The following is an 11,732-nucleotide window of genomic DNA, read 5'->3' on the forward strand; positions in this document are numbered from 1 at the left end:
TTCGTTTCTTTTGCGTAAACACAAATGGTTAACGCTTCCCCACCGGAGCCCTCGTGACGAGCCGAAAAAGCCCAGGAATTAACCGCCGGTTAACCATGCCGGCCGATGGTCTTTACCAAGAACAGGCTGGCTCGCCGCCGTGCCGAATTTCAGGTCGTCGAAATTGATTCGCTTCGAAAATGTCGGCCTCCGCTATGGCATGGGTCCGGAGATCCTCCGCGACATCTCCCTGCACATCCCGGAGCGCTCCTTCCAGTTCCTGAGCGGGCCTTCGGGCGCCGGCAAGACGACGTTGCTGCGCCTGCTGTTCATGTCGTTGAAGCCGACGCGCGGGCTGATCACCATCTTCGGCAAGGATCGCTCACGCATCTCGCGCACCGAGCTGCCGCATCTGCGGCGCCGCATCGGCGTGGTGTTCCAGGACTTTCGCCTGCTCGACCACATGACCACCTACGAGAATGTCGCGCTGCCGCTGCGCGTGCGCGGGCGCGAGGAAGCAAGCTACCGCACCGATGTCACCGAGCTGTTGAAGTGGGTTGGACTGGGCGAGCGCATGCATGTGCTGCCGCCGGTTCTGTCCGGCGGTGAGAAACAGCGCGCCGCGATCGCGCGAGCACTGATCGAGCAGCCGGAAATCCTGCTGGCTGATGAGCCGACCGGCAATGTCGATCCGCCACTGGCGCGACGCCTGCTGCGGCTGTTCATCGAGCTCAATCGTCTCGGCACCGCCGTGGTGATCGCCACCCACGATCTCGGCCTGATGGAACAGGTCGACGCGCGCCGCATGATCCTGGCCGGCGGAAGGCTGGACATCTATGACTGAACTGTCCGCCGAACATCTCGAAGCACACGAGCAGGACGCCGAGGCGGCCACAGCAAGACCGCGCGTCCAACGCAGGATGGCGCCGATCGTGCCGGCGCAGAACATCGCCGGCCGGGCGCTGGTGCTGGTCATCGCCATCATGACATTCCTGTCCTGCCTGACCTTCGGTGCGGTGACGCTGGTGCGCGACACGGCTTCCGTCTGGGAGAACCAGATTTCGCGCGAGGCGACGATCCAGATCAAACCCGTCGACGGCATCGACATGGAGGCCGCCCTTGCCCAGGCATCGCAGATCGCCGGCGAATTCCCTGGCGTCAAGGCGACAAGGATCATCGATCGCGAGGCGACCGCAAGGCTGTTGGAGCCATGGCTGGGTTCAGGCCTCAACATCGACGAGCTGCCGGTGCCGCGCCTGATCATCGTCACCATCGACGAGAACAGCCCGCCCGATTTCGCCGCCATGCGCGCCGCGATCACGCCGAAACTGCCGAGCGCGTCGCTCGACGATCACCGCACCTGGGTCGACCGGCTGGTGGCCATGGCCCGCACCACGGTGACCATCGGCATTGCCGTGCTGGCGCTGATGCTGTCGGCAACCGTGCTGACCGTGGTGTTCGCCACACGCGGTGCCATGGCCGGTAACGGCCACATCATCGAGGTGCTGCATTTCGTCGGCGCCGAGGCGCGCTTCATCGCACGCGAGTTCCGCCGGCATTTCCTGGTCACCGGCATGAAGGGAGCCGCGGCAGGTGGCGCCGCGGCAGTGCTCGTCTTCATCGTCTTTTCCTGGTGGTCGTCGCGCAATATGGCGACGCCGCAGGCCGACCAGGCGACCGCCCTGTTCGGCAATTTCGCCATCGGTTCGGCAGGCTATCTCGGTGTCGTCTTGATGGTGCTGGTGATCGGCGGGCTCACGGCTGCGACGTCCCACGTCACCGTCGTCGCCTATCTCAGCGACATCGATGTTCGCCAACCGGATGCAGGCTAACAAGGCAGGGTGATCACGGATGGAGAATTCGCGTAACGCAAAGTGCGTCTTTTACCTACCCAAGGCCGCATTTCAGGGTTAACCATATGGCAATGGACGCGCGGGATTCGACCGGTACGGCTGGACAGTTACCAGTGGTGGTTGCCCTTTCGCGTGACCGTAGCACGTTGAGCCGTCTAAGGGCCGCGTTGCGTATATCCGCTCTTTCCGTGCTTGTCCTCGCAACATTGTTTGCCGGCGGTTTCGGCTGGTTCGCCAACAAGGTCAGCCATCTGACGACGCCCGCCAATCCGGCCAGGGCAGATGCGATCATCGTGCTGACCGGCGGCCAGTCGCGCCTCGATGCGGCCATGGATCTGCTTGCGTCCGGCAAGGGCGAGCGGCTTCTGATCAGCGGCGTGCACCCTTCCGCCAGCCGTCGCCAGTTGCAGGCGGCGACCGGTGGCGACATCAGACTGTTCTCCTGCTGCGTCGACATCGACCGAGCCGCGCTCGACACCATCGGCAATGCCGAGGAAAGCGCCAAATGGGTGGAAAGCCATGCCTATGGCACGGTGATCCTCGTCACCAACAATTATCATATGCCGCGCAGCCTGCTGGAAATGGGCCGGCTGCTGCATGGCGCCAAGCTTGAGCCCTATCCGGTGGTCAATTCCAACCTCGACAATGGCGGCTGGATGACCAAGCCGCGGGCATTGCGCGTGCTGTTCACCGAGTACAACAAATATTTGCTGGCGCTGGCGCGTGGCATCGTGCCGGTCAAGCCGACGCCCAACGGCATTGCGCTGGCCGAAACCGCGGCCGGCGGCTGAACCATTATTGCCCGCCGGCTGCGCCCGACATCCCCTTGAGGCGTGCGATCTCCTGTTCGAGGCGCTCGATGCGGCTGTCTCTCTCGCCGAGTGCAGCCGCCACGTCGGCCGCCTCGAAACGCTGCGGGATATGCTGCGGGCAATTGGCATCCCAGGCCGAGACCGTGAACAGGATAACCTGCTCGGGGCGTGCCTTGTAATCTTGCGGCATCAGTTTCGCCAGCAGTTCGGCATCGTTCTCGACAACACGCGCCGTACCCCAGAGCTTGATGCGCTGGCGGTGCATATAGTCGATCAAGAACAGGAAGGCCTGCGGATTGTCGGCCAGATTGCCCTGCGCTGATGTCTCTGCGGTGAAGGGCGGCAGTGGCGGCCGGGCTTCGGACATGGCAACTCCTTTGCGAGGCCATGCTGCAGGCAGGCCGACACCACCCAATATAAAGCCTTCCATCCTTCCAATGCAGATGTCATATTTGCAACTCGTCCTTCCATTTTCCGGAAGAAGCTATGGATCGTCTCGAAGCCATGTCGCTCTTTGTCGCTGCGGTGGAGGCCGGCAGCCTTTCCGCGGCCAGCCGCCGTTTCGGCATTCCGCTGGCGACGATCAGCCGCAAGGTCTCCGATCTGGAACGCCATCTGAACACACGCCTTTTGAACCGCTCCACGCGCAGGCTGACGCCGACCGATGCCGGCCAGGCCTATCTTGCCGCCTGCCGCCGCATCCTCGACGACATCGGTGAGGCCGAACGCACGGCTGCCGGAGAGTACAGCGCTCCAACCGGCGAACTGGCCATCACCGCGCCGGTCGTCTTCGGACGCCTGCACGTGCTGCCGGTCGTCACCGGTTTTCTCGCCGCCTATCCCGACGTGGACATCCGCCTGACATTGGCCGACCATATAACCCAGCTGGTCGAGGACCATTTCGACCTCGCCATCCGCATCGGCCAGTTGCCCGATTCGAGCCTGGTCGCCATGGGCGTCGGCGCGATCCGCCGCGTCGTTTGCGCCAGCCCCGCCTATCTGGCTGAACACGGCACGCCGACCACCCCTGAAGATCTGGAAACACACGATTGCATCACCTTCGAGGGACTTGCTTCCGCCGCCACCTGGAGCTTCATCAAGGGCAAGGCAGAAATCCCGGTTCAGGTCCATTCACGGCTTCAGGTCAACACCGCCGAAGCGGCCATCGATGCGGCGATTGCCGGCGTCGGGCTCACCAAAGTGCTCTCCTACCAGATCGAGGCCGCGCTGCGGTCCGGCATGCTGCGCGTCCTGCTGGAGGAGTTCGAGCCAAATCCATGGCCGGTAAGCCTGGTGCATGCGGGCCATGGCCTGCTGCCGGTGAAGCTGCGTGCCTTCCTTGATTTTGCCGGCCCGCGCCTGAAAGAGCGGCTGGCGCGGCTGAAGTAGCGGAACCGGGTCTGCCCAATCGGCGACCGTTTTTCTTCGTCGGTCAAGGCGCCCCGCGGCCATTTCCTTTTTCCCCGCGCTTGGTGTAACCAACGCTCACCTCCTCACCGGGCCTCCCCCATGCTCTATGCCAGATCGCTGACGTTCAATTTCGTCTTCTACGTCAACCTGATCGTCCAGATGATCCTCTGGACCCCCTATTATTTCCTGTCGCCCCGTCACCGCGCCTGGTTCGTGCCGAAATTCTGGTCGCGCACCTCGATGTGGCTCTTCGACAAGATCGCTGGAACGAAGAGCGACATCACTGGCCAGGAAAACCTGCCAGCAGGCTCGTTCATCCTGGCGCCCAAGCACCAGTCGTTCTGGGACGCGATCGCCTTCTTCCCCTTCCTCCAGGACCCGCTCTATATCTTGAAACGAGAGCTGACCTGGATCCCGTTCTTCGGCTGGTACATCATGAAGATGCGGATGATCCCGGTTCATCGCGGCAGCCGCTCGAAGGCGTTGAAGGCGGTGGTCGCCGCGACCAAGGCGGAGATGGCGCGCAACCCTCGCCAGCTGATCATCTATCCCGAGGGCACGCGCCGGGCACCGGGCGACGAGCCGGCCTACAAATACGGCATCGTCGAAATCTATGCGCAGCTTGGTGTTCCGGTGGTGCCGGTTGCCCATGTCGCCGGCCTTTATTGGCCGCGCCGGAAATTCCTGCGCTACCCCGGCACCATCAAGGCACGCTTCCTGCCGCCGATCCCGCCCGGCTTGAGCAAGGACGAATTCATGGCACGCCTGATCGGCGAGACGGAGACCGCCTGCGATCAGCTTCTCATTGAGGCATCCCACGAACCCAATCCGCCGGCCTTGCCGCCGACGGCGGTGAAGCGGTTGCAGGAACTCGGCGCGAAAGCCTGAGCGAAAACTCCCGGCCAGTTTTCAACCAAACACTGCCAGCGCTGTGGTCAACACCAGCGTCACGGCAAAGACCAAATTGACGATCCGCGAGGTTGCCGGCTGGCGCAGGAAGCGCGCGAACGCTGCTCCCGCGACGAGCCACACGGCATGGATGGCGACGATCATCAGGGCGAGAACCGTCAGCCTCAGCCATGGACCGAGCTCAGCGACGCCTTGTTTCGACGAAGCACCTGCGAACACGGCGGCGATCGCCACATAGGCCTTTGGATTGGCGACCGCGAGAAGGAACCCAGCCAGCCATGTTGGACGCGAAGCCTCGGCGACGCGTGCCGCCAAGGGCGGGGCCGTGGCGATCTTGAAGGCGAGATAGAGGATGTAGGCGGCGGACGCGACAGCCAGCAGCGGCGCGAGCCGCGGCATCGACGTGAGCACCGCCATGACCCCGGTCGCCACGACCAGCAGCACGGCGATCGTGCCCAGGATGATCCCCCCTGCATAGCGCAGCGAGTGGCGCAGGCCGAAGGCGGCCCCGACGGCGGTGACGCTTATCGTTGCCGGCCCTGGGCTGCCCATGACGACCGTGGCGGCAAGCACCAGCGCGGGCAACTGACGCCACAGATCCGGCTGCGAAAGAAGCGGCTCAGTCATATGCACCCTCTGTCTCGCCCTGTGCGAACGAGGCTATGGCAAGACAAGAGGATCGTCTTGGACGTTCGTGCGAGGAGCGGTCGCCGAAAGCTTCAGCCGCTCGCCCTGTCGAGTTCGGCCATGTCGTCGGCGCTCAGTTTCAGCGACGCCGCCTTGATCAGGCTGTCCATCTGCTCGGGCTTGGTGGCGCTGGCGATCGGCGCGGTGACGCCTGGCCGCGCGATAATCCAGGCAAGCGCGACTTCCGCTTGCTTGGCTGAATGCCTGGCCGAAACGCCGTCCAGTGCCGCAAGGATGCGCATGCCGCGCGCATTGAGATAGTCCTTCACCCCGCCGCCACGCGGGCTTTGGCCAAGATCGGCCTCGCTGCGGTATTTGCCGCTGAGAAAGCCCTTGGCCAGGCTAAAATAGGTGATGACGCCGATGTCCTCGGCCACGCAGAGATCACGCAGCGGCCCGTCAAAGGACGAGCGATCGTAAAGATTGTATTCCGGCTGCAGCACCTCGTAGCGCGGCAGGCTGCGCAGGCTCGCCACATCAAGTGCGGCGCGCAACTGGGCGGCGTCGAGGTTCGAGCAGCCGGCATAGCGGATCTTGCCCTTGGCGAGCAGCTTCTCGTAGGCGCCAAGGGTTTCCTCGTAGGGCGTCGTCGGGTCCGGCCAGTGCGACAGATAGAGGTCGATGGTGTCGGTCTGCAGGCGCTTCAGCGATGCGTCGACGGCCTTTTCGATGTATGCGGCGGACAGGTCCTTATGGCCCTGCCCCATATCCGAACCGACCTTGGTGACCACGATGACCTTGTCACGATTGCCCCGGTCCTTCATCCACTTGCCGATGATGGTTTCCGACTCCCCGCCTTTGTGGCCGGGCACCCAGCGCGAATAGGCATCCGCCGTATCGACGGCGTTGAGGCCGGCGCCGACGAAGCGGTCGAGCAGGTCGAACGAGGTTTTCTCGTCGGCGGTCCAGCCGAAGACATTGCCGCCCAGAACCAGCGGCGCGATGGAAAGGTCGGTGCGACCGAGACGGCGTTTCTGCAAGGCGGATCTCCGGGATGATTGGGCGGACGAATGGCGCCCGCGGGCTGAGGTTCGGAACCTAACCTAGGTCTCGACTGATCGAGGTCAAAGGCCTGGCCGCCTTTTTCCGCAGAGCCAGCTTCACAAAGGCGCGACCCGCCTGGCGACATCCTCCAGCCAATGGTCACGAATGCCCAGCGCCTCGAGATGCTCCAGCGTGCTGAGCACATAATCCTCGTTGATGCCGGACTGGCCGACCGCGCCGTGCACCACGGCCGCCGCCTCCGCCGCGTCGAGCGCGCCGGCATATTGCTCGTGCTGGCGGTCGACGATGTAGGCAACCGCCTCGACCGTCCGGCCCCCGTCGAGGCGAATCTTGAGCAAGCGCTCGAGATAGACGTTGGTGACCAGTTCGCGCTCGCGCAGATAGGTGATGACCTCGTCGCGCAAGTCGCCGGGAACCCGGAACGCCAGGCCGATGCACGAGCCGCCGCGGTCGAGGCCGAGCACCAGCCCCGGCCGCTCCCGCGTGCCGCGATGCACAAAGGAATACACACAGAGCGACCTGCGGTACCCATGCAGGCGGGCGCGCTGCGTCTCGACATGCGCGAAACCCGGCCGCCAGATCAGCGACCCATAGCCAAACACCCAAAAATCGCCCATATCGCCGCGCCTGATTGCAAAAAATGCCAACACCGCACCGGGACCGGTGTTTTTTCCGCCTGTCCCGTCTACCTATTCGTCTCTGTCTACCTATTGTTGGCGGAATCGACTGTCCGTCCGCAACACCCATGCGTTAACGAGAGCCAAAGCATGACGTCAAGTGACGAACGCCAGCCGAGTTACCGTCGCCGCCTGTTCTGGCTTGCCGCGTTCGTCGTGGTGCTGTTTGCCATCTACAGCGGCGGCTGGTTCTACCTGGCCGACCGGGTCAGGAGCGAGGCCGACAAGGCGGTTGCCACGCTGAACAAGACTGGCGTCGAGGCCGGCTGCGCCAACCTCCAGGTCAGCGGCTATCCCCTGAGCTTTACCGTCTCCTGCGACAACCTGGCTTACGAGGACGATGCCAGGAACATCGCCGCTTCGGTCGGCAGATTCAACGCAGCTGCTCAGATCATCCAGCCTCTGTCGCCGGTTGCCAATCTGCGCGGCCCGCTCAGGACCTCCATTCCGGACATGGTGCCGCTCTGGATCGACTGGGACAATCTGCAAGCCAACGTCAAATTGTGGTGGCCGTTACCGCAGCGGATTGTTCTGGAGGCGGAGGGTCTGTCCGGCCAGACCGATCCGGCCGACGATGCCGATCCGGTGCAATTGTTCAGCGCCGGCAAGGCCGCCGGTCAGTTGCAGCCGAACGGTGGGGATATCGATTATGTCGGCAGTTTTGGCGATCTCGAGATCGATCCCGATGCGATCGGCGGGCGCGTGCTGCCGGCGCTCGACGCCAGCGGCGACGTCACGCTGAAGAACGGCGTCGCGCTCATCGGCACGCAAGTGAAGAGCCTGCGCGGCCAGGCGATCGAAATCCGCAACCTCGACCTGTCATCGGGCACGGCGCGCATCACCGTTTCGGGACCGCTGTCGGTCGATGCCGAGGGCCTGGTCAACGCCGATCTGATGATCAGGCTGAAGGATCCGAAGGCGGTGGCTGCCATCCTCGGCACCGCCATACCCGAGCAGAAAAGCCAGATCGAGCAAGGTTTTTCTGCCCTGGCGGTGCTCGGCAACGAACCGTCGATGCCGCTCAAGGTGGTCAAGGGCAAGGCCTCGCTCGGCTTCATCCCGCTGGGCAAGATCAAGCCGCTCGATTAAGCATCCCTATATGAACAGACCGGCAAAACTTCTGAGCGTCGGCGCGCTGACGCTCGACACCATCCTGCGTGTCGAGACACTGCCCGTGCATCAGGGCAAGTTCATCGCCTCCGACGGCGTCCAGATCGCCTCGGGCATGGCCACCAGTGCTGCCTGCGCCGCGCACCGCCTGGGCGCTGAGGTGTCGCTGTGGGCGAGCGCGGGCGACGATGCCGTCGCCGACCAGCTCATCGCTGGCATCGAGGCCGAAGGCGTCGATTGCACCCTTGTGCGCCGTGTCAGAGGCGCCCGCTCGGCACTGGCCTCGATCCTGGTCGACGCGCATGGCGAGCGCATCATCGTGCCGTTCTATGACAGACTTGCGCAGGCCGACCCCGAAGCCCTGCCGGTCGCCGACCTCTCCGCATTCGACGCCGTACTGGTCGATGTCCGCTGGCCGGGCGCGGCAGCACTTGCCCTCAACGCAGCGCGCGCCATCGGCCGGCCGGCGATCCTCGATGCCGACACCGCGCCGCTGGAGGTCCTGGAACAGCTGTTGCCGCTCGCCACGCATATCGTCGCTTCGGAGCCGGCGGCGCGCATTGTCTGCGGCCAGGCGCTAGACCCGGAAAAGGCTTGCGCCGATCTCGCCAGCCGCACCGACGCCTTTGTCGCGGTGACTGGCGGCGCGGCAGGGAGTTGGTGGCACGACCGTTCCGCAGGCCGTGTGCGCCACGTCGCGGCGCCGAGGATCAAGGCGGTCGATACGCTCGCCGCCGGCGATGTCTTTCACGGCGCCTTCGCCGTCGGGCTGGCCGAAGCCATGCCGGTAGAGCAGGCGCTGCGCTTTGCCAGTGCGGCCGCCGCGCTCAAATGCCTGCGCTTCGGCGGCAGGCTGGGCGCGCCGGACAGGGCCGAGACGCTGGCCATGGTTGCCGCGACCTGGCCTGGCCTGCCTGAAACAGTTTAGCTCTTTGCGGGGTGCTCGACCGCCTGGCGGCCAAAATCCGGCACGTCGATGTCCTGGCCGGCCTCGATGATCGAACGGCGCACGGCACGGGTGCGGGTGAACAGATCGAAGAGTTTTTCACCGTCACCCCAGCGGATCGCGCGTTGCAATGACGCCAGATCTTCCGAGAACCGCGCCAGCATTTCGAGGATGGCATCCTTGTTGTGCAGGCACACATCCCGCCACATGGTCGGGTCGGACGCGGCAAGGCGGGTGAAGTCGCGGAAGCCGGAAGCCGAATATTTGATCACCTCGGACTTGGTCACCGACTGCAGGTCATCGGCGGTGCCGACGATGTTATAGGCAATGATGTGCGGCAAATGCGAGACAATGGCCAGCGTCATGTCGTGATGCTGGGGGTCCATCGTGTCGATGTTGGCGCCGCAGCGCCGCCAGAATTCCGACAGCCGCTCCAGCGCATCCGGGTCGGTATCGGGCACCGGCGTGAAGATGCACCAGCGATTGTCGAACAGATCGGCGAAACCGGCATCGGGGCCGGATTTTTCCGTGCCGGCCAGCGGATGGCCGGGAATGAAATGAACGCCGGCCGGCACAAAAGGCTGCATCTGTGCGATGACCGATGCCTTGGTCGAGCCGACATCGGTGAGGATCGCGCCCGGCTTCAGCGCCGGTGCGATTTCCTCGGCCACCGCGCCGGATGAGCCGACCGGCACCGAGACGATGATCAGATCGGCATCGCGGACCGCCTCTTTCGCATCGGTGGTGTAGCTATCGCCGAGTCCAAGTTCTTCCGCCCGCGCCAATGTCGCGGCACTGCGGGTCGAGATGGCGACATGGCGGGCGAGGTCCTCGCGGCGGATGACCCGGGCCAGCGACGAGCCGATCAGGCCGATGCCGACCAGCGCGATCTTTTCAAACATCGGTGATGTCATGGTGTTCTAGCTTTTCAGGAATGTCGTGAGAGCGGCGACAACGCCGCGATTGGCCTCTTCGGTGCCGACGGTCATGCGCAGCGCGTTGGGAAAGCCGTAGCCGGAAACGCGCCGCAATATAAAGCCGCGCGCCGTAAGATAGTCGTCCGCCGCTGCCGCAGAATGTTTCTGATCGTCAGGAAAATGAATGAGGATGAAATTGCCGACGCTCGGTGTCACCCGCAGCCCAAGCTTTGTGAACTCCTCGCTCAGCCAGGTCAGCCAGGTCTCGTTGTGCGCGACGCTGCGCTCGACATGGGCGCGGTCGCGGATCGCCGCAATGCCGGCCTCGATCGCCGTTGCATTGACGTTGAAGGGGCCACGCACGCGGTTGATCGCGTCGACGATGTGCATCGGCGCGTACATCCAGCCGATCCGCGCACCGCCAAGGCCGATCTTGGAGAAGGTGCGGGTCATCACCACGTTCTCGGCGCTGCCGACCAGTTCGATGCCGGCTTCATAGTCGTTGCGGCGGACATATTCAGCATAGGCCGCGTCGAGCACCAGAAGCACGTGCCTGGGCAGACCTGCATGCAGCCGGCGCACTTCCTGGAACGGCACATAGGTGCCGGTCGGGTTGTTGGGATTGGCGAGGAAAACGATTTTCGTGCGCGGCGTGACGGCGGCCAGGATGGCGTCGATGTCGGCGCGCTCGTCTGTTTCCTTGATCGTCACCGGAACGGCACCCGCCGACTGGATGTAGATCTTGTAGACCATGAAGGCGTGTTCGGTGATGACAGCCTCGTCGCCGGGCGCCAGATAAGTCTGCGCCAGCAGGCCGAGGATCTCGTCGGAACCGTTGGAGCAGATGATGTTTTGTGGGTTGAGGCCATGCACCTCGGCGATCGCTTCGCGCAGCCGCCTGGCGGTCCCGTCGGGATAGATATCGAGCTTGCCGGCAATCTCACGCGCGGCTTCAATCGCCTTTGGCGAGGGACCGAGCGGGTTCTCGTTCGATGACAGCTTGTAGACCTTGGCAACGCCGGCAGGCGCCGTGCTCTTGCCCGGCACATAGGCGTCGATGTCCATGATGCCCGCGCGCGGGGTTGGACGTGCCTTGTCCGGTGTCTGGTTCATGTCACAAAATCCGTCGAAAACGCTTCCTCAGGGAAGTCGCAGCGGAAATACAAGCCGTGGGTCGCAATGTCGAGAGGTGACAGCCCCCGGACCAAGGCTGGCCGTTGACGCCGGCCTGCCGCAGCCCTAGAAGGGGTACTAACTCCCGTGGTGATTTGGCCGGTCGGCTTGCAGCCACGTTAAACAACTTGCTAAAGGGCCGTTTGCATCCTGTAACCGGCTTTGCGACTGCAATGCCGGTTTTTTATTGCCCGCGCCGGCCGGACACCGCATCGGCATCGATTTTCGAAAAGCACGGTGCAGGGATCAAGGTG

12 protein-coding genes, 1 pseudogene and 1 riboswitch are annotated in these 11,732 nt (G+C 63.9%); of the genes and pseudogenes, 7 read left to right on the forward strand and 6 right to left on the reverse strand.

The features are described 5' to 3' along the window. Positions 1–163: 163 nt before the first annotated feature. From ftsE to NKI73_RS26390, 3 genes are all read left to right on the forward strand, one after another. Positions 164–823 (forward strand): cell division ATP-binding protein FtsE, encoded by a 660-nt coding sequence (gene ftsE, locus NKI73_RS26380; RefSeq protein ID WP_010911739.1) that lies wholly within the window; start codon positions 164–166, stop codon positions 821–823. Continuing rightward, positions 816–1,811, forward strand: coding sequence for a cell division protein FtsX (locus tag NKI73_RS26385; RefSeq protein WP_352633970.1), 996 nt, complete (start codon positions 816–818; stop codon positions 1,809–1,811). The genes ftsE and NKI73_RS26385 overlap by 8 nt, the downstream gene beginning before the upstream one ends. Positions 1,812–1,897: 86 nt before the next feature. Then, positions 1,898–2,623 carry a YdcF family protein gene (locus NKI73_RS26390; RefSeq protein WP_352633972.1) on the forward strand — a complete coding sequence of 242 codons (726 nt, stop codon included), beginning with the start codon at positions 1,898–1,900 and terminating at the stop codon, positions 2,621–2,623. A 4-nt stretch (positions 2,624–2,627) separates the two neighbouring features. On the opposite strand, the pseudogene NKI73_RS26395 reads toward NKI73_RS26390, so the two are convergent. After that, positions 2,628–2,960, reverse strand: a pseudogene (locus tag NKI73_RS26395) (pyridoxamine 5'-phosphate oxidase family protein); the annotation flags it as partial. Between the two features lie 170 nt (positions 2,961–3,130). Between NKI73_RS26395 and NKI73_RS26400 the strand changes: the two are divergent. Next, on the forward strand, positions 3,131–4,033 hold the full coding sequence (locus NKI73_RS26400; RefSeq protein ID WP_352633974.1) for a LysR family transcriptional regulator: 903 nt from the start codon (positions 3,131–3,133) through the stop codon (positions 4,031–4,033). A 120-nt stretch (positions 4,034–4,153) separates the two neighbouring features. Beyond that, positions 4,154–4,942, forward strand: coding sequence for a lysophospholipid acyltransferase family protein (locus NKI73_RS26405; protein WP_352633976.1), 789 nt, complete (start codon positions 4,154–4,156; stop codon positions 4,940–4,942). A 21-nt stretch (positions 4,943–4,963) separates the two neighbouring features. Here the strand turns inward: NKI73_RS26405 and NKI73_RS26410 are convergent, their stop codons facing one another. The 3 genes from NKI73_RS26410 to NKI73_RS26420 form a co-directional block, all read right to left on the reverse strand. Continuing rightward, a complete protein-coding gene (locus tag NKI73_RS26410; protein ID WP_352633978.1) occupies positions 4,964–5,590 on the reverse strand; it encodes a LysE family translocator in 627 nt (208 codons plus the stop codon). 92 nt (positions 5,591–5,682) lie between these two features. After that, positions 5,683–6,630, reverse strand: a complete 948-nt coding sequence (locus tag NKI73_RS26415) for an aldo/keto reductase (RefSeq protein ID WP_352633980.1) — start codon at positions 6,628–6,630, stop codon at positions 5,683–5,685. Positions 6,631–6,750: 120 nt separating this feature from the next. Then, positions 6,751–7,272: a gamma-glutamylcyclotransferase gene (locus NKI73_RS26420; protein ID WP_352633982.1), complete on the reverse strand. Its 522-nt coding sequence runs from the start codon at positions 7,270–7,272 to the stop codon at positions 6,751–6,753. A gap of 150 nt (positions 7,273–7,422) precedes the next feature. Here NKI73_RS26420 and NKI73_RS26425 point away from each other — a divergent pair, with 150 nt between their 5' ends. Both NKI73_RS26425 and NKI73_RS26430 read left to right on the forward strand, forming a co-directional pair. Continuing rightward, the gene (locus NKI73_RS26425; RefSeq protein WP_352633984.1) at positions 7,423–8,421 is read left to right on the forward strand and encodes a DUF2125 domain-containing protein; all 999 of its coding nucleotides are present in this window, start codon (positions 7,423–7,425) and stop codon (positions 8,419–8,421) included. 10 nt (positions 8,422–8,431) lie between these two features. Further along, positions 8,432–9,370 (forward strand): sugar kinase, encoded by a 939-nt coding sequence (locus NKI73_RS26430; protein ID WP_352633986.1) that lies wholly within the window; start codon positions 8,432–8,434, stop codon positions 9,368–9,370. Here NKI73_RS26430 and NKI73_RS26435 read toward each other — a convergent pair. Continuing rightward, positions 9,367–10,302 carry a prephenate/arogenate dehydrogenase family protein gene (locus NKI73_RS26435; RefSeq protein ID WP_352633988.1) on the reverse strand — a complete coding sequence of 312 codons (936 nt, stop codon included), beginning with the start codon at positions 10,300–10,302 and terminating at the stop codon, positions 9,367–9,369. The two genes, NKI73_RS26430 and NKI73_RS26435, sit on opposite strands and share 4 nt — an antisense overlap. Before the next feature lie 6 nt (positions 10,303–10,308). Then, positions 10,309–11,418, reverse strand: a complete 1,110-nt coding sequence (hisC, locus tag NKI73_RS26440) for a histidinol-phosphate transaminase (protein ID WP_352633990.1) — start codon at positions 11,416–11,418, stop codon at positions 10,309–10,311. Positions 11,419–11,555: 137 nt separating this feature from the next. Then, positions 11,556–11,633, forward strand: a riboswitch (SAM riboswitch). Positions 11,634–11,732 lie beyond the last annotated feature (99 nt).

The organism is Mesorhizobium sp. M0496 (assembly GCF_040321205.1).
Classification (GTDB): Bacteria; Pseudomonadota; Alphaproteobacteria; order Rhizobiales; family Rhizobiaceae; genus Mesorhizobium.

What these genes read in the sequence shown, in the direction of transcription:
- hisC (WP_352633990.1), bottom strand. Translation starts at nt 11,418, where the DNA reads ATGAACCAGACACCGGACAAGGCACGTCCAACCCCGCGCGCGGGCATC.
- NKI73_RS26430 (WP_352633986.1), top strand. Translation starts at nt 8,432, where the DNA reads ATGAACAGACCGGCAAAACTTCTGAGCGTCGGCGCGCTGACGCTCGAC.
- NKI73_RS26435 (WP_352633988.1), bottom strand. Translation starts at nt 10,302, where the DNA reads ATGACATCACCGATGTTTGAAAAGATCGCGCTGGTCGGCATCGGCCTG.
- NKI73_RS26385 (WP_352633970.1), top strand. Translation starts at nt 816, where the DNA reads ATGACTGAACTGTCCGCCGAACATCTCGAAGCACACGAGCAGGACGCC.
- NKI73_RS26400 (WP_352633974.1), top strand. Translation starts at nt 3,131, where the DNA reads ATGGATCGTCTCGAAGCCATGTCGCTCTTTGTCGCTGCGGTGGAGGCC.
- NKI73_RS26425 (WP_352633984.1), top strand. Translation starts at nt 7,423, where the DNA reads ATGACGTCAAGTGACGAACGCCAGCCGAGTTACCGTCGCCGCCTGTTC.
- NKI73_RS26410 (WP_352633978.1), bottom strand. Translation starts at nt 5,590, where the DNA reads ATGACTGAGCCGCTTCTTTCGCAGCCGGATCTGTGGCGTCAGTTGCCC.
- NKI73_RS26390 (WP_352633972.1), top strand. Translation starts at nt 1,898, where the DNA reads ATGGCAATGGACGCGCGGGATTCGACCGGTACGGCTGGACAGTTACCA.
- NKI73_RS26405 (WP_352633976.1), top strand. Translation starts at nt 4,154, where the DNA reads ATGCTCTATGCCAGATCGCTGACGTTCAATTTCGTCTTCTACGTCAAC.
- NKI73_RS26420 (WP_352633982.1), bottom strand. Translation starts at nt 7,272, where the DNA reads ATGGGCGATTTTTGGGTGTTTGGCTATGGGTCGCTGATCTGGCGGCCG.